This is a genomic window from Ihubacter sp. rT4E-8 (assembly GCF_049852125.1).
Lineage (GTDB): Bacteria > Bacillota > Clostridia > Peptostreptococcales > Anaerovoracaceae > Senimuribacter.
In genome coordinates this window covers 1,261,332-1,278,390 of record NZ_CP187532.1, presented here as the reverse complement: position 1 = coordinate 1,278,390, position 17,059 = coordinate 1,261,332, and the positions used below count along the sequence as shown (strand labels likewise).

The window sequence follows — 17,059 nt, the reverse complement described above, 5'->3', positions numbered from 1 at the left end:
TTTCCCTTCCGTTATCTCTAACTTCTGTCTTTTCTCGATTTCTTCTCTGTGTTTGTTTGATACACGTTATTCAGTTCTCTAGGTGCTTTCTCTAGCCTTTCGGCTATGGTGGGCTTGGGAGGACTCGAACCTCCGACCTCACGCTTATCAGGCGTGCGCTCTAACCACCTGAGCTACAAGCCCATAAAAATTCATAGTGCAGAAACTTTCGTCTCCTTAGAAAGGAGGTGATCCAGCCGCACCTTCCGATACGGCTACCTTGTTACGACTTCACCCCAGTCATTGGTTTTGCCTTAGACAGCATATTTGCTTGCCGGCTTTGGGCACCCCCAACTTCCATGGTGTGACGGGCGGTGTGTACAAGACCCGGGAACGCATTCACCGCGACATTCTGATTCGCGATTACTAGCAACTCCGGCTTCGTGCAGGCGGGTTGCAGCCTGCAGTCCGAACTGGGACCGGTTTTTGAGATTTGCTCCGCCTCGCGACTTCGCTGCTTTCTGTACCGGCCATTGTAGCACGTGTGTAGCCCAGAACATAAGGGGCATGATGATTTGACGTCATCCCCACCTTCCTCCGAGTTGTCCCCGGCAGTCCCACTAGAGTGCCCAACTTAATGATGGCAACTAATGGCAAGGGTTGCGCTCGTTGCGGGACTTAACCCAACATCTCACGACACGAGCTGACGACAACCATGCACCACCTGTCTCTCCTGTCCGAAGAAATATCCCATTACGGATACGTCAGGAGGATGTCAAGTCCTGGTAAGGTTCTTCGCGTTGCTTCGAATTAAACCACATGCTCCGCTGCTTGTGCGGGTCCCCGTCAATTCCTTTGAGTTTCATACTTGCGTACGTACTCCCCAGGCGGAGCACTTAATGCGTTAACTCCGGCACCGAAGTCTTGCGACCCCGACACCTAGTGCTCATCGTTTACGGTGTGGACTACCAGGGTATCTAATCCTGTTTGCTCCCCACACTTTCGTGCCTCAGTGTCAGTTACAGTCCAGAAAGCCGCCTTCGCCACTGGTGTTCCTCCTAATATCTACGCATTTCACCGCTACACTAGGAATTCCGCTTTCCTCTCCTGCACTCAAGCTATTCAGTTCGCAGGGCGAACAATGGTTGGGCCATTGCCTTAAACCCTGCGCTTAAAAAGCCACCTACGCACTCTTTACGCCCAATAATTCCGGATAACGCTTGCCCCCTACGTATTACCGCGGCTGCTGGCACGTAGTTAGCCGGGGCTTCCTCCTTGGGTACCGTCAGTTCTTCTTCCCCAAGGACAGAAGTTTACGACCCGAAGGCCTTCTTCCTTCACGCGGCGTTGCTGCATCAGGCTTTCGCCCATTGTGCAATATTCCCCACTGCTGCCTCCCGTAGGAGTTTGGACCGTGTCTCAGTTCCAATGTGGCCGATCACCCTCTCAGGTCGGCTACTGATCGTTGCCTTGGTGAGCCGTTACCCCACCAACTAGCTAATCAGACGCAGGCCCATCTTATGCCGATAAATCTTTGACTGCTTTTCCATGTGAAAATGCAGTGTTATCAGGTTTTAATCATCGTTTCCAATGGCTATCCCTGTGCATAAGGCAGGTTGCCTACGCGTTACTCACCCGTCCGCCGCTTTCCACTCTCTCCCTCAACCGAAGTATCCGTCGAGAGCTTCTCGCTCGACTTGCATGTGTTAGGCACGCCGCCAGCGTTCATCCTGAGCCAGGATCAAACTCTTAATGATATGGTATTCTACTTGCTTTCGCAAGGTAAAATCATCTTAAAAGTCTCTGAACGCTTTGCGCTCTTGCAATATTCTTCTTTCGAATTATTGTTCTTTTTAAGAAATTGTCGTGAACTCTCACGCACTGGTAATCTCTTACCAATTTCATGATTGCTCGAAATTTTTGACTAAATTTCTACACTATGAAGTTTTCTAGGTGCTGCCGCCCGCTCTCGCAGACAGCTTATTTATAATACCATCTTTCAAAGACTGTGTCAAGGTCTTTTTTAACATTTTTTCAAATGTTTTTCAACTCTTTTCGTCATCAAACTGCTTTGATTTTGTCAATCCTTCCAGACAGCTTATCTAGAATACCATTAAACGAATACAATGTCAATGTTTTTTTTCAATCTTTTTTCTTATGTAATCCCCATAAAAAATAGAGTGCCACTCCAATCGCATTAAAGATGCCAAACAAACCATACACGCCTACGCTACCAAAGTGATCCATGGCGATGCCTCCCAAAAAGTTACAAAGAATAGATCCGCCGTTGGAACTGACTGCGTAAAATGCCGATACCGCAATTCCAATCAGTTTCGGTTCCACTACCGCCGAAAGATATTTTACATACTCTACTAATAATATACCGTTAACCATCCCCTGCAAGAAGAACAGCGCCATCAACATCTGCCATGAAGGTCCTGTTGCATACCAGCTAAACCGTACCGCGGACAAGATCATTGCCGATACGATGATCTTTTCCTGAGAAAACCTTTTCGTAATCCACGGCGCTAACGCCATAAACGGCGCTTCGCTTCCTACCATTAATAAAAAAACAGTTCCTACACCGGCCACTGTTCCTCCGCCATCTCGAAAAAGAAAGCTAAAATATGTATTGTTGGCTACATTCGTTCCCATAACAAAAATCCCACAGATGATTAACTGTATAGATTTCTTGTCACACAACAGTTCTGAAAAGCTAATGGTTTCTTTCCCTTTTTTCAGAGTCCTTCCTTTCGTACCCTTCGCATCATAGGAATCCTTGCAGGACGCCCTTTGCCTAATGCGCATAACAACCATCGCACCGAAAAGGAACGCCACAGCATATATGTAAAAAATTTTTTGCAGCCCAAACGCCGCTCCGATACGTCCACCGGTAAAGACAGTTATTGCGTATCCCACCGCGCCAAAGAGACGAATTTGCGCAAAGCTCCCCTGATTATGTTCCAGAACCATAGCATCCGTTAATCCGTTGACAGGGCCCTGAAAAAAATACATAATGCCGTAGGTAATTACAAACACCATAAACTCCGTGACAAAGGTATTTACAACTCCCATCAGCGCTGCCGTAGCACACAGCAGCGCAACAACTTTTCTCCCATCTGCACTGTTTGAATATATTTTACCCCAAAAGGTGGCCGCAAAAATAGCTACGGCGGTGCCTACAGATGTTACAATTCCGATCTGCGTGCCTGAAAAACCAATGGAACTAAGATATTGTCCAATCAAAGGAACCAATACCCCCAAAGCAGCATAGGTCAAAAAATACAATCCTTTAAATTTGTGAATCTCCACATTATTTCTCATTAAAAATCCTCTCTTTTTACGTAAAAACTTTACATAAAAAATAAATATCAGTATAGCCAAAGCCTTCAACGTGCACAATAGCAGTATCAACTTACTTTGGAGGTGTTTTTTTGATTATCATATGTATCAGAACGCTCATATTATATGTTGTGGTTCTCTTTGCGCTTCGCGTTATGGGCAAAGCTGAACTTTCCAAAATGTCTACCTTTCAGATGGTCGTCCTGTTTATGATTGCAGAATTAGCGTCTATTCCTATTGATGAACCTTCTACATCGCTTATTAACGGCGTAGTGGCCATCATGACACTGCTATTTTTGCAAGTGTTGTTTTCATACTTTTCCATCAAAAGCGAAGGTTTCAAGAATCTAATCAACGGCCGTCCCAGCATCATTGTAGATAAGGGACGAATCAATATCAAGGAAATGGAACGTCTGCGCATCACGGTCAATGAATTGTTCGAACAGCTGAGAATCGGCAATTGTCCATCTCTCTCTGACGTTGAATATGCCGTTATGGAATCCAATGGGGAACTGTCTATTATCAAAACAGAGGATCACGAAAGATTGCCTTTAGTATTGGTCAGTGACGGCACGATCTATGAAGAGAACTTAGAAAAAGCTCACCTCGACCGCCGGACTTTGCTGCACATGTTGGATTCGCGAGGTCTGTCAGATCTGAACAAAGTATTTCTGGCGTTCTACGATGGACAACATCAATTCCACGTCTACCCATTCCCGCCAGAAGATCAAAGCTTTGCCGGGGAGGTGAAATAAATGCGTTCTCTATGGATTTCTATACTTTCTTTAGCTATCCTAATCAGTATATGGGGTGTCTTTTTTCATAGTTCTCATCAGCAGCTTACGGAGATGACACAGCACTGTCAGGGTTTTATCATGGAAGCTGTGGAACAAGAAGACTGGGAAAAGGCTAACACTGCTTTTTCACAAGAATATCAACGCTGGCATGAATACCGGCGAATAGCTCTGTTTTTTTTGGATACCCAATCCATCAACGAAACCGATCAGACATTCGCAAAAACTCTGAAATATATCAAAGCGGAAGACAGGTCTAACAGCAGCGGAGAACTTCTATCTCTAACGGAGCAGCTAAAGACGCTTCATGAAAATGAAAGCATTACCTGGCAAAACATTCTTTAAAGGAAAAGGGCGGCTTAGTCGTGAGACTAAGTTCTGCCCTTTTTAATCTTCTATAATTTCATACATGCCGGCAGCGTCCTCCTTACGGCATGATTCAGTCAGTTGCAAGGCCTTGACAGTGATGGAACTGTTTCCGAATTCAATATGAATCGTATCCCCTACTCTTACCTCTGTGCCAGCTTTTGCTACCCTCCCATTGACGGATACTCTTTCTTGATCACAGGCGTCTTTGGCTACGGTCCGCCGTTTAATCAATCTTGAATTTTTTAAAAACTTATCTATACGCAAAATTTTCCTTCCTTTCCAAGCAGCACTTCGCAAGGTACTTTTCTTACCTTTTCGCCCCACAAGCAATGCGAGCTGCTAGGCGAAACAGGTAGCGAAGCGAATGCAATTCGCGAAAAAATATGCGAAGCATACGTTGAAACATACGGAATATCGAAAACGATATTTCCTATGTTATGAAAAAGGAGACAACCAAGTTGTCTCCAAAAATTACGACTTATTTGTTTACTGCGTCCTTCAGAGCCTTACCTGCTTTAAATACAGGAGCCTTAGAAGCTGCGATTTCGATGATTTCCTCTGGAACTCTTGGATTTCTTCCCTGTCTTGCTTTTCTTTCTCTGGTTTCAAAAGTACCGAATCCGATCAGCTGTACTTTTTCGCCCTTTACTAAAGCTTCTTCAACACTCTCCAGGAATGCGCTGATTGCAACTTCTGCATCCTTCTTAGTAAATTTGGTTTTTTCTGCTACTGCAGCAACTAATTCAGCCTTATTCATTATAAAATCCTCCTTAAATTATATACGTAAGCATTGAACTTATTTTCTTTTGACCTCATTCCAAAGGTTGTCCATCTCCTGAAGCGATAAGCTTTCAAAATTTAGACCCCTTTCAATTGCAGTCTTTTCCATCAAATCGAAGCGCCTGATGAATTTAGCTGTAGATTCATGCAGGGAATCTTCGGGATCAATGCTCAAGAATCGCGAAACATTAACCATGGAAAAGAGCAGATCACCAAATTCTTCGAATATGCCCTCCTGATCCTGTGCCTGACAAGCGCTTTGAAGTTCAGCGAATTCTTCTTCAATCTTATCAAATGCTCCGCTGACATTCGGCCAGTCAAAGCCAACCCGAGCCGCCTTCTCCTGCACCTTTGCACTCCTAAGCAATGCGGGTAAAGATCGCGGCACTCTCCTCAGCTTGTCTCCATGGCTAGTCTCTCCATGCTCTTCGCTCTTCATATTCTCCCATTTTTCAAGGGCTTTGTCAATAGTTTTTGCCCTTTCTTCTAAAAAAATGTGTGGGTGACGGCGAAGCATTTTCTCACATTCTTCATTTATTACAGCGCTTAGATCAAAATACCCTTCTTCTTCTGCCAAATTGCCATGAAAAACCACCTGAAGAAGAACGTCTCCCAGTTCTTCTCGGAGATTCTCTATGTCATGTTCTGTGATAGCGTCAACCGCTTCATAGGCTTCTTCAATCATACACCTCCGAAGAGATTCATGGGTCTGGACGCTATCCCAAGGACACTCGTTCCGCAAAATCTTTACAATTTCTACAAGCCGCTCTAATGCTTCTCCATCCTTATCTTTCACCAGATATAATTCTTCATACTCTTTTTTCATCTTATTTCACAAACTTTCTTATAATTTTAGACAGTTTTGTTCCGCCCGGCATTGTCTCTACCTCGTCTAAAGTGATAGCTCTCAAGGAAAAGATCAGAACACCATAGACCACTACGCCCGTCATAATCGCCAGAAGTGTTGCAATGCTGTTACTACCTAAAACAACCATAAACAGCTTATGTGCCGCGAAGGAGCAAATTCCCATGATGGCTGCAGCAATGCACGGTCTCACATACGTAAGCCCATAATCCAACTTTGTTCCAGTATATTTTCTAACAGACATATTATTTAATATCAAAGCAACTACATAAGCCAGCATTGTGCCGATAGCCGCTCCTTTAATATTAACAGAATGAATACCTACCAGAATAAACGTCACTATCACTTTACCAACACAGCCAATAGCTAAATGTACAACTGGTACCATCTGTTTCCCTATAGACTGTAATACGCCTACAGAGGTCTGTGTTATAGCCAGAAAAATTACGCTAACCGCCATAATCATCAAAGTGGGAACTGCCGCGATGGCGCTTGCTTTCTGTGCCGGATACAACAACAGTAAAATTGGCTCTGCTAGAGCAAAAATACCGAATGCGCACGGAAACGCCATGATCATGGTGACCCGATAGCCTAATTGAATATTTTGCTGTACGCCAATTTTATTTCTCACCTTAAAAGCAGCCGCAATTGCAGGCACCAGACTAACTGCCACAGCTTGTGTAAATACTTGTGGAAATGCGATTAAAGAATTGCAGAATCCGCTCAGAAGGCCATACAAGCTCTTAGCTTCCGCATAGGTCCATCCTGTGTCTTGCAATCTAGTCATGATGATGCCCGTATCAATCAGAGTCATAATCGGCATAATTTCACTACCTATTATAATGGGCACTGAAATCGCAATGATTTTCCGCAAAATAACGCCTGTTTCCTCTACCTGCTGATTATTCAGATCGATCTTTCGATGTATAATCCTTCGATTGAGCATATAGATAACCACAATGATGCCTAGTCCTGCGATAGATCCGGCCGACGCCCCGAAGGATGCTCCCGCCGCAGCCTCCTTTAGACCGGTATGCAACAGTGTATATGCCAGATACAGTCCGACAACTACTCGTACTAATTGTTCCGTTATCTCAGAAATGGCCGTAGGATTCATATTCTGCCGCCCCTGAAAATAACCTCTGAAGGCGGAAAAGATAGGCACGAACAACAGCGCCGGCGAGATAGCCTTTACTGCTAACGCTGCATCAGGGTTTCCCAATTTTGCGGTAATAAATTCTCCGCCAAAATAACACATGGCAAAAGAAAAGATACCTATGCCAAAGAGCAGGGATGTTGCCACTTTGAAAACCTTATGAGCATTTCTATACTCTCCTACCGCGATTCGCTCCGATACCATTCTAGAGATAGCCACAGGAATACCGGCCGTTGATAAAACCAACAATGCGCCATAGATGGAGTAAGCGAAACCATAATAGGACATACCGTCGTCACCAATCCAGTTGGTCAGCGGAATTCTAAAAATAGCTCCCAGCAATTTAATTACGACACCGGCCACCCCCAGGATCGCCGCGCCTTTGATGAATTTATTCCCTTTATCTGACATATTTGCCTTTCACTTTCTATAATAATTGTAAAATCTTATCTGTAGCAGCCTGTGTTTCGTAAATCGTTTTCTCAATATCGATGTAAGTGTATTCTCCATTTTCATACAAAACTCTGCCGTCCGCCATTGTCATAACAATATCACTGCCCGACGCCGCGTAGACAATATTGTTTAGCAAGTTGTGCACAGGATGCATATTCGGCACATCCAACCGCATTACGATCAAATCAGCCTTATTTCCCTCAGCCAGCATACCGCAATCCGTTCTTCCCTGTGCTATAGCGCCGCCCATTGTTGCCGCGTAAACAGCTTCTTTCGGCGTAATCACCGTTGGATTCATTTCTTTTACTTTAGCCAGTGCGGCAAAGGTTTTCATTTCTTCCAGGAAGTTAAGACTGTTATTGCTTGATACACTGTCCGTTCCAATAGCAACCGAAATTCCCAAATCCATCATTTTCGCCGCGGGACAAATACCGCTGGCTAACTTTAGATTGCTCATAGGATTCGATGCTACTACTGTACCCTTTTCCTTCAAAATGGCAAGATCATCGTCCTCGCACCATACACAATGCGCTGCCAATGCCGGACCGTCAAGGAGTCCGCAGCGTTCAAAGTACTGTACCGGCGTCATACCATCATGCCGCTTTTTACATTCCTCATGCTCCAACTGCGTCTCGGAAACATGAATGTGCATAATCGTTCCCGTCTCCTTTGCCAACGCCGCTGTACCGCGCGCGGTTTCTTCATTAGAAGTGTATTCCGCATGTAGACTTGTATCCGTAATAATTCTTCCATCCGCATAGCCATTGAACTGCCGTACTGCGTCTCTGGCTTCTTTTACCGATGGTAAACTGTCAAAAGGCATGCCCATAGGATTTGCTATTGCCCGGGAAATATTAGCTTTTGCACCGCTTTCAACTACAGCTCTGACCATGTCCGGTACAAAATAGTACATATCAGAGGAAGATACGATACCAAACCGTAAAGACTCAGCCATACAAAGCATAGTTCCCCAATAAACCGCATTGCCGTCCAACTTATCTTCAAAAGGAAATATTCGACTGTTCAGCCAGTCCTGTAACGCGAGATTTTCTCCATAACCCCGCATCAATGCCATGGGCGAATGGGCATGCGCGTTATAAAAGGCTGGCATCAGCAAACGATTCTTTCCATCATATTCTCTGCCGAAATCACCTTCAGGTCTTTCCTTACCTATATAAGAAATTTCTGTGCCTTTCACTACCACATACATGTCCCTCTGTATTTCCAGGTCTTTGTCCAGTATTGTTATCTCTTTAAAAAGCATATTCCATCCTCCATCTGCTTATACCTTCAATATAGCTTCACCACTTTTTGATGGTCATATTACAATAATATGGTATCATAAATGAACTTTCATTCCAACCTTTTTCGTATTTTTTCGATACATATCCTCCAAAGAAAAAATGACCATATTTCCGGTATATTTTTCTCTGCCATGTAAAAACTAGTCTTACAATCATTTTAAGAAGGAGAGTTAATTACATGAAAGCAACTGGAATTGTAAGAAGAATCGACGACTTAGGCAGAGTAGTCGTTCCAAAGGAGATCAGAAGGATTCTCAGAATCAGAGAAGGAGATCCTCTAGAAATATATACCAGTGAAAACGGAGAGATCATCCTCAAAAAGTATTCGCCTGTAGGTGATATGAGTCAGATTGCCACAGAGTTTGCAGAAACGGCATCTTCCATTTTAGGAGGCACTGTAGCAGTATCTGATACAGACACCTTTATCGCCGCCTCAGGCAAACAAAAACGTCAATTCTCTGGAGACAAAATTGATACAGAACTGGATCATATCATCCAGTCGAAAGACAAATATCTAAGCGGCAGCAAACTGATCGTTCCTATTCTCGCACAAGGTGACGCCATTGGTTCTATTACCGTCTTGGCCTCAGAAAACAAGGAGCTTGGCGAAGCCGAAATGAAGGCCGCACAAATCGGCGCAGAATTTATCGCAAAACAAATTTACGATTAATCCATCTCACACATAGAGACTGTGAAAAAAAGTCTGTAAATAGGTAAAAGAAAAAGGCCTTCTATGGTAAAATCAAATTATCATAGGAGGCTTTTTAAAATGGCAAAGAAAAAGGAAGTATACAAGGTAAAACCACTGACAGAAGGAAAAAAGAACATCATTGCAGCATTACTGGAAGAATACGACATCGAAACAGCAGATGATATTCAGGAGGCCTTAAAAGACCTATTAGGTGGCACCATCAAATCCATGATGGAAGCTGAAATGGATGAACATCTCGGCTACGGTAACTATGAACGCAGTGACAGCGATAATTACCGCAATGGTACAAAATCTAAAAAAGTACGCAGTAACTATGGAGAGTTTGAAATCAGTGTACCACAAGACAGGAACAGTACGTTCGAACCACAGGTAGTAAAAAAGCGTCAAAAGGATATCTCTGAGATTGATCAGAAAATCATCAGCATGTATGCAAGAGGGCTTACCACAAGACAAATCTCAGAACAGATTGAAGAAATCTATGGATTCGAATGTAGTGAAGGTTTTATCTCTGATGTAACAGATAAGATTCTGCAGGAAATTGATGACTGGCAGAAACGCCCTCTAGACGAAATCTACCCAATCATTTTCATTGATGCGGTACATTTTTCAGTCAGGGAAGATAATCAGATTAGAAAACTGGCAGCTTATGTAATCTTAGGATATACTCTGGACGGGATGAAAGATGTCATTCATCTTGAAATTGGAGAGAATGAGAGCAGCAAATACTGGCTAGGTGTACTAAACAGCCTAAAAAATCGAGGAGTCAAGGATATCATGGTCATCTGTGCAGATGGACTTAGCGGGATCAAAGAAGCAATTCAAGCAGCCTATCCAGATACGGAGTATCAAAGATGCATTGTACACCAAATACGCAATACGCTGAAATATGTGTCCTACAAAGATATGAAAGCTTTTGCCGGAGATTTGAAATCAATCTATCTGGCACCGGATGAGAAACAAGGATATGAAGCATTGCAAATTGTAACAGAAAAGTGGAATGATAAATATCCAAACGCGATGAAGATCTGGGAGAAGAACTGGGATGTATTAACGCCCATCTTCAAATTCTCTATAGATGTGAGAAAGGTGATTTATACGACGAATGCCATCGAAAGTCTGAACAGTACCTACAAGAAATTGAATCGGCAGCGCACAGTATTCCCAAACGACAAGGCACTATTGAAATCACTGTATCTTGCAACCTTACAAGCAACGAAGAAATGGACACAGTCTTTAAGAAACTGGGGTAAAGTTTATGGAGAATTTTCCATCATGTATGGGGATCGTTTTCCTGTTTAATACAAAATAAAAGCATGCAAGGACTCCTTCAGAGAAAGGAGTCCTTGACATGGCTAAAAACATGTATTATATTATTTTCAACTAAGAACTATTGAAATTTCAAAGGTTTCATAGTTTCAAATTACCATAGAAGGTAATTTACAGACTTTTTTTCACAGTCTCCACACATAAAAAGTACCATGCAGATTATCTTCGAAATCTCATCGAATTCTGATTTATCTGTATGGTACTGTTTTAATTTCAAGATGCTTCTACACGCTCGCTTCCAAACGACCTATTTTCGACCGGCTGCTTTCTGATCATACAAAATCTGCAGTAGCTTAACGCAATCTCGCAGCTTATCCATAGGCTTCACGGACAAACGAATATAGGGTTCTACACCGCCATGGACAAAGGCCTTCTGACCAAAAGTCTCAGTAACGTTCATCAAAGCATATCCGTTCAGAGGATTTTTCTCACCAAAGGCTACAATGATTTTCCCCTGCTGTTCGTAAATCTTAGTCACAGCAAGTTCCTCCGCCAAGCTTCTGATCCGTGAGATTCGAATCAAATTTAATGTCTCTCTCGGAACATCACCGAAACGATCCAACAGCTCGTCAATCATCTCATCCTCATCATCTTCTGTACGAACAGAAGCAATTTTTTTGTACATCTGAAGCTTTAATACCTCATTCTCAATGTACCATCCGGGAATATTTGCTGTCACCATCAGTTCAACCACAATTTCTTCCTTATTTTCATTGATTATTTCACCCTGCAGACTACGAACAGCATCATCCACCAATTTACAATATAACTCATATCCAATGTTCATCATATGTCCGCTCTGTTCGCTGCCTAACAAGTTTCCGGCTCCGCGAATTTCCAGGTCTCGCATAGCCACTTTGAATCCGGAGCCGAACTCCGTAAATTCTCGTACAGCCTTCAGTCTCTTTTCTGCAATCTCTGTCAAAACCTTATCCTTTTGATACATTAAATACGCATATGCCATACGGTTGGAACGACCCACTCTCCCGCGCAATTGGTATAACTGTGATAAGCCATACTTATCTGCTTCTAAAATAATCATCGTGTTGGCATTGGAAATATCAATGCCAGATTCAATAATCGTAGTAGCAACCAAAACATTGCTTTCGCCGTTGATAAAGCCAAGCATCACATCCTCCAAAGCATGCTCGTTCATCTGTCCATGACCCACGGCAACCTTCGCGTCCGGCACCAAACTGCGAATCGTATCCGCAATCTTATTAATGCCTCTTACGCGATTATACACTACAAATACCTGCCCGCCGCGATCCAACTCTCTGTTGATGATTTCACGAATCATAGAGTCATCCTGCTCCAGTACATAGGTCTGTACAGGATATCGTTCTTCCGGAGGTTCTTCAATCAGGCTCATATCCTTGATTCCCGTAAGTGACATATTCAGGGTTCGCGGTATCGGTGTCGCTGATAACGTAAGAACATCCACATTTTCTTTCAATTGTTTGATCTTTTCTTTATGTGCAACACCAAAACGCTGTTCCTCATCGATGACAAGAAGTCCCAAGTCCTTAAACTGCACATCCTTTGACAACAAACGATGCGTACCAATGATTAAGTCCACCTGTCCTTTCTTAAGCTCATCAATGATTTCCTCCTGTCTAGATGCCGATCTAAATCTTGACAGCATCTCCACCTTCAGAGGAAACGGTTCAAAACGTTCTTTTAAGGTATAATAATGCTGATTTGCTAAAATTGTAGTCGGCACCAACACCGCCGCCTGCTTTCCGTCCGCAATGCATTTGAACATAGCTCTTGCCGCCACTTCAGTCTTACCAAATCCTACATCGCCGCACAGAAGACGATCCATGGACCCTGGCTGTTCCATATCTTCCTTAATCTCAGCAATACATCGCAATTGATCGTCTGTCTCCGTATATGGAAAAGCGTCCTCAAATTCCTTCTGCCAGACTGTATCCTCTCCGAAAGCATGGCCTCTTTGCATCTTCCTTCTGGCATATAAGTCCAACAATTCCTTTGCCATCTCCGCAATCGCAGCTTTAGCCTTGGCCTTAGCGGCCTTCCACTCACTGCCGGACAGCTTGTTGACTTTGGGAGCCGCTCCATCAGATCCTATATATTTTTGAATAATATCCATCTGCTCTACAGGCACATAAAGCAGATCGTTTCCAGCGTATTTAATCTTCAGATAATCCTTCTTTTCACCTTGGACAGTCAATTGTTCTAAGCCCAAAAATCTTCCGATTCCATGGTTTTCATGCACCACAAAATCTCCAGTTTTTATATCGGAAAAGGACTGTATCTGCTCCGCTCGAGTCTTTCTTTTCTTTTTACGACGCGCTGTCTTTTGTCCTGCAAAGATATCATTTTCACTAATGTAACAACATTTTTCATCCGGGAAGTCCATACCGGATGAAAGAGCTCCCTCGGCAAACCCGACTCTGCCATCTAAGCCAATACGCTGTACGAATTCCTGTAAATTCTCCATCCGTTCCTTACTCGTACAAGCAATGGTAATCCGGTAGTTCTTCTTAACGTATTCCCTCAGCTCGCTTTCCAGCAATTCCATACGGCCGTTAAAGGCTACCATCTGACGGCTTTTGATACTGCAAACCCGATCCAGCGCTTTAACGCCGCGGATCTTCTTGGTAAACGGCGTTAATATATAAACCGTTCGGCAATTATAAACGCGTAAGAAGTCATCCCTGCTACCTGCAAGAACCATATCCTCCGGAACCGCCTGACCTCTTTCTAAGAACACCTGAAAATCCTGCTGCAGTTCCACAGATCTGGTATCCAGATATTCACAGACGCGATCCGGATCGTCTACGACAACCATACCGCCACTCATATAGTCCCATAAGTATTCTGTCTCATCACTGAAATAATGCAGATAGTTTTCCAGCAGAGGCAGGTTAGACACGTTCGTGATATATTCACACAATTCGTCTCGTCTCTTTTCAAGATTTTCCGCTGCATCCAGCCAATGATCACCCTTCTTTGCCAACCGCTTTACCTGGGCGGAATAAGCCTTGTGCAGTCTTCCTGCAGAATCATTAAAAATCTCCATATCCACTATCAGTTCCTCTGCCGGACAAATAGTGATAGCCTGCAGATTATCTATACTTCTTTGGGTATCAATATCAAAGGTTCTGATTGAATCCACCTCTGTATCAAATAGTTCGACTCGATATGGATTTTCACCATCCGGTGTAAAAATGTCAATGATACCGCCGCGCATAGAGAACTGCCCTCGACTGTCTACTAGGTCCATTCTCTCGTATCCCATCCTTATCAGGCTCTCTTTAACGTGTTCCGGATTTATATCATCGCCCAGATGCAAAGTCATAGATGCGCTGTCAAAGTATCGATGCGGCATAAGCCTTTTTACGGCAGCAGAAACAGGGGCAACGACAATACAGTCCTTCCCTGTTCTCAGTGCAGTCAATGCACGCAGTCTTTCTATTAGAAGATCATGGTTTCTGGCCTCAAAGCGCAAAAACATCTGATCTTCCGGCGGCAACACCAAAATCTCCTTCCGCGAAAAAAAAGAAAGATCCAAAGCCAGTTTATTTGCTCTTGCAGCGGTTGCTGTAATAATCAAGCTTTGTCCTTCTTCTTTTGACAGATGAGAAATAACTGGTGCGCACCTGCTTTCGGATATGCCCGAAATATTGATGATTCCCTTATTCTGCATCTTCCCTCTTCTCGTCCTTTTTCTCGTCTTTTAGGGACTTTTTCTTAGTATTATACTGATTCATGGCCCTGTCAATGCCATCCTCCAAAATGCATTCCACAGCGCAAGCAGCCTTTGTTACAGCTTCTTCCAGAGCAGGAACCTCCTCCTTCGTAAAACCGCCAATAACAAAATCCACCAAGTCCTTTTTTTCGCTTTTGCCTATGCCTATACGAATTCTTGGAAACCGATCGGATTGTATCTGATATACAACAGACCGCATTCCGTTATGTGTTCCGGCACTGCCAAACTTGCGAATACGCAGCGCGCCTGCTTCAAGATCAATATCATCATAAATAACAATCAATTGCTCTGGCGGCAGCTTATAGAAATGCATTACTTCACGAAGCGATTCGCCACTCAGATTCATATAGGTCTGCGGCTTCACAAGTAAAACCTTCTGGTCGGCGATCCTTCCCTCACCGACCAGGGCCTTAAATTTCAGCTTATCTACTTTTATATTATGTTTTTCCGCCAGCTGGTCTATGGTAATAAACCCTATATTATGTCTCGTGTGAGCATATTTTTTTCCTGGGTTTCCCAGTCCCGCTATTACGTACATACTATTCTATGTTCCTTCTATCAAAATTAATCAAACAATTTGCTGATAGAGCCGTTTGTGAAAACTCTTGTCATGGCCTCAGCAAAGATCGGCGCAACAGATAAGAAACGCATCTTCTCTATCTTCTTTTCTTCCGGCATCGGTATCGTATTCAGAAGCACTAATTCCTCAATAGCTGATTTCTCAATCCGCTCTACTGCCGGTCCGGAAAGTACCGGATGTGTAGCACAGGCATATACGGCAGTAGCTCCTAAATCCTTTATTGCGTTTGCAGCATTCGTAATGGTTCCGGCCGTATCGATCATATCGTCAATAATGATACAATTCTTTCCCTCAATATTTCCGATAATGTTCATAATCTCGCTTTTGTTAGGCTCCGGGCGGCGCTTATCTACAATAGCAATCGGACAATTCAGATACTCCGCCATGCTTCTCGCTCTGGTTACGCTTCCGTGATCAGGAGATACAACGACAACATCATCCATAGCTTTTTCCTTAAAATATCTGGCCAGAATTGGCATACCTACCAGATGATCCACCGGAATATTGAAATAACCCTGGATCTGATTTGCGTGAAGATCCATAGTCAATACTCTGTCAGCGCCCGCCGCTACGATCAGATCTGCCACTAACTTAGCTGTGATTGGATCTCTGGCCTTCGCTTTTCTGTCCTGTCTGGCATAACCGTAATATGGCAGTACCGCATTGATTCTGCCTGCTGACGCTCTCTTCATCGCATCAATCATGATCAAAAGCTCCATCAGATTATCGTTAACCGGTTTGCAAGTAGGCTGTACGATGTACACATCGATACCTCTTACAGACTCCCAGATATTTACGGAAATCTCTCCGTCACTGAATTTTGTTACAGTCGCTTTGCCCAGCGGTTTTCCCATGATGGATGCAATTTCTTCTGCAAGTTCAGTGTGCGAGTTCCCTGAAAACACCTTATAATCTGAAAATGCGCCGTTCTTCATTGTTTGTACACCTCTTCTTTCTTGATAGCTAAAAATTACTTTCTGTATAATCCCTTCTCAGCAGCCCATCCCCTGATGTTTTTCTGTCTTGCTCTAGCAATGCACAGTGCGTCCTCCGGTACGTCTTCCGTTACTGTGCTGCCTGCCGCAATATAAGCGCCGTCTTCTACCTTCACCGGAGAAACCAAATTTGTATTACATCCGATAAATGCACTGTCCCCTACAGTCGTCCGGTGCTTATGCGTTCCGTCGTAGTTTACAAAAACTACGCCGCAACCTATATTAACGTCCCTGCCTACATCAGAATCTCCAATATAGGTCAAATGTGACGCTTTTGAACCATCTCCAAAAGATGAATTCTTAACTTCAACAAAATCGCCGACTTTACAATCCTTCCCAATTCGGCTTCCCGGTCTCAGGTATGCGAATGGTCCTACTTTGGTTCCCTCTCCTATCTCACTTTCTACCACGACAGAAGACTGGATTTCTACTCCATCGCCAACGACAGAGTTTTCGATCCTGCTATTTTGTAAAATACAGCAATTTTTACCGATAATCGTATTCCCCTCCAACGTCACGCACGGCCCAATAACCGTTCCTGCGCCAATCTTCACATTTTCGTCAATATACGCAGTACGAATATCAACAAAATTTACGCCTGCCTCTAAATGCCCGATGCAAATGGCAATCCGTGCATCTTCTTGTTTTTGATAATCCTTAAAATCCAT

The 17,059-nt window shown here is 43.5% G+C and carries 14 protein-coding genes, 1 tRNA gene and 1 rRNA gene; 4 read left to right on the top strand and 12 right to left on the bottom strand.

Annotation, left to right across the window (positions count from 1 at the left end; all coding sequences use genetic code 11):
• Nucleotides 1–106: 106 nt before the first annotated feature.
• The 3 genes from ACPW7J_RS06390 to ACPW7J_RS06380 all read right to left on the bottom strand — a co-directional run bounded on the left by ACPW7J_RS06390 (nt 107) and on the right by ACPW7J_RS06380 (nt 3,303).
• Nucleotides 107–183 (bottom strand) — tRNA-Ile (locus ACPW7J_RS06390).
• Nucleotides 184–220: 37 nt separating this feature from the next.
• Nucleotides 221–1,736, bottom strand: a 16S ribosomal RNA gene (locus tag ACPW7J_RS06385).
• Nucleotides 1,737–2,121: 385 nt separating this feature from the next.
• Entirely contained in the window at nt 2,122–3,303 is a 1,182-nt protein-coding gene (locus tag ACPW7J_RS06380; protein WP_425757273.1) for an MFS transporter, read from the bottom strand.
• A 110-nt stretch (nt 3,304–3,413) separates the two neighbouring features.
• Here ACPW7J_RS06380 and ACPW7J_RS06375 point away from each other — a divergent pair, with 110 nt between their 5' ends.
• Nucleotides 3,414–4,076, top strand: coding sequence for a DUF421 domain-containing protein (locus ACPW7J_RS06375; protein ID WP_161875392.1), 663 nt, complete (start codon nt 3,414–3,416; stop codon nt 4,074–4,076).
• A 93-nt stretch (nt 4,077–4,169) separates the two neighbouring features.
• Nucleotides 4,170–4,460 (top strand): DUF4363 family protein, encoded by a 291-nt coding sequence (locus tag ACPW7J_RS06370; protein ID WP_425757271.1) that lies wholly within the window; start codon nt 4,170–4,172, stop codon nt 4,458–4,460.
• Nucleotides 4,461–4,502: 42 nt separating this feature from the next.
• On the opposite strand, the gene ACPW7J_RS06365 is transcribed toward ACPW7J_RS06370, so the two are convergent.
• From ACPW7J_RS06365 to ACPW7J_RS06345, 5 genes are all read right to left on the bottom strand, one after another.
• On the bottom strand, nt 4,503–4,748 hold the full coding sequence (locus tag ACPW7J_RS06365) for an RNA-binding S4 domain-containing protein (RefSeq protein ID WP_161875390.1): 246 nt from the start codon (nt 4,746–4,748) through the stop codon (nt 4,503–4,505).
• A gap of 214 nt (nt 4,749–4,962) precedes the next feature.
• The gene (locus ACPW7J_RS06360; protein ID WP_161875389.1) at nt 4,963–5,241 is read right to left on the bottom strand and encodes an HU family DNA-binding protein; all 279 of its coding nucleotides are present in this window, start codon (nt 5,239–5,241) and stop codon (nt 4,963–4,965) included.
• 39 nt (nt 5,242–5,280) lie between these two features.
• On the bottom strand, nt 5,281–6,090 hold the full coding sequence (gene mazG / locus ACPW7J_RS06355; protein WP_425757269.1) for a nucleoside triphosphate pyrophosphohydrolase: 810 nt from the start codon (nt 6,088–6,090) through the stop codon (nt 5,281–5,283).
• A 1-nt stretch (nt 6,091) separates the two neighbouring features.
• Nucleotides 6,092–7,696: a polysaccharide biosynthesis protein gene (locus ACPW7J_RS06350; protein WP_161875387.1), complete on the bottom strand. Its 1,605-nt coding sequence runs from the start codon at nt 7,694–7,696 to the stop codon at nt 6,092–6,094.
• 16 nt (nt 7,697–7,712) lie between these two features.
• Nucleotides 7,713–9,002 carry an amidohydrolase gene (locus ACPW7J_RS06345; RefSeq protein WP_425757267.1) on the bottom strand — a complete coding sequence of 430 codons (1,290 nt, stop codon included), beginning with the start codon at nt 9,000–9,002 and terminating at the stop codon, nt 7,713–7,715.
• 218 nt (nt 9,003–9,220) lie between these two features.
• Here ACPW7J_RS06345 and ACPW7J_RS06340 point away from each other — a divergent pair, with 218 nt between their 5' ends.
• Both ACPW7J_RS06340 and ACPW7J_RS06335 read left to right on the top strand, forming a co-directional pair.
• Nucleotides 9,221–9,712, top strand: coding sequence for a stage V sporulation T C-terminal domain-containing protein (locus ACPW7J_RS06340; protein WP_161875385.1), 492 nt, complete (start codon nt 9,221–9,223; stop codon nt 9,710–9,712).
• A 99-nt stretch (nt 9,713–9,811) separates the two neighbouring features.
• Nucleotides 9,812–11,053, top strand: coding sequence for an IS256 family transposase (locus tag ACPW7J_RS06335; protein ID WP_425755462.1), 1,242 nt, complete (start codon nt 9,812–9,814; stop codon nt 11,051–11,053).
• A gap of 274 nt (nt 11,054–11,327) precedes the next feature.
• On the opposite strand, the gene mfd is transcribed toward ACPW7J_RS06335, so the two are convergent.
• From mfd to ACPW7J_RS06315, 4 genes are read right to left on the bottom strand one after another with little or no spacing between them, the layout of a single operon-like run.
• The gene (gene mfd / locus ACPW7J_RS06330; RefSeq protein WP_161875384.1) at nt 11,328–14,753 is read right to left on the bottom strand and encodes a transcription-repair coupling factor; all 3,426 of its coding nucleotides are present in this window, start codon (nt 14,751–14,753) and stop codon (nt 11,328–11,330) included.
• On the bottom strand, nt 14,743–15,354 hold the full coding sequence (pth, locus tag ACPW7J_RS06325) for an aminoacyl-tRNA hydrolase (protein WP_425757264.1): 612 nt from the start codon (nt 15,352–15,354) through the stop codon (nt 14,743–14,745). Before pth ends, mfd begins: the two co-directional genes overlap by 11 nt.
• A gap of 26 nt (nt 15,355–15,380) precedes the next feature.
• Nucleotides 15,381–16,331 carry a ribose-phosphate diphosphokinase gene (locus tag ACPW7J_RS06320; RefSeq protein ID WP_161875382.1) on the bottom strand — a complete coding sequence of 317 codons (951 nt, stop codon included), beginning with the start codon at nt 16,329–16,331 and terminating at the stop codon, nt 15,381–15,383.
• A gap of 35 nt (nt 16,332–16,366) precedes the next feature.
• Nucleotides 16,367–17,059, bottom strand: a complete 693-nt coding sequence (locus ACPW7J_RS06315) for a UDP-N-acetylglucosamine diphosphorylase (RefSeq protein ID WP_425757262.1) — start codon at nt 17,057–17,059, stop codon at nt 16,367–16,369.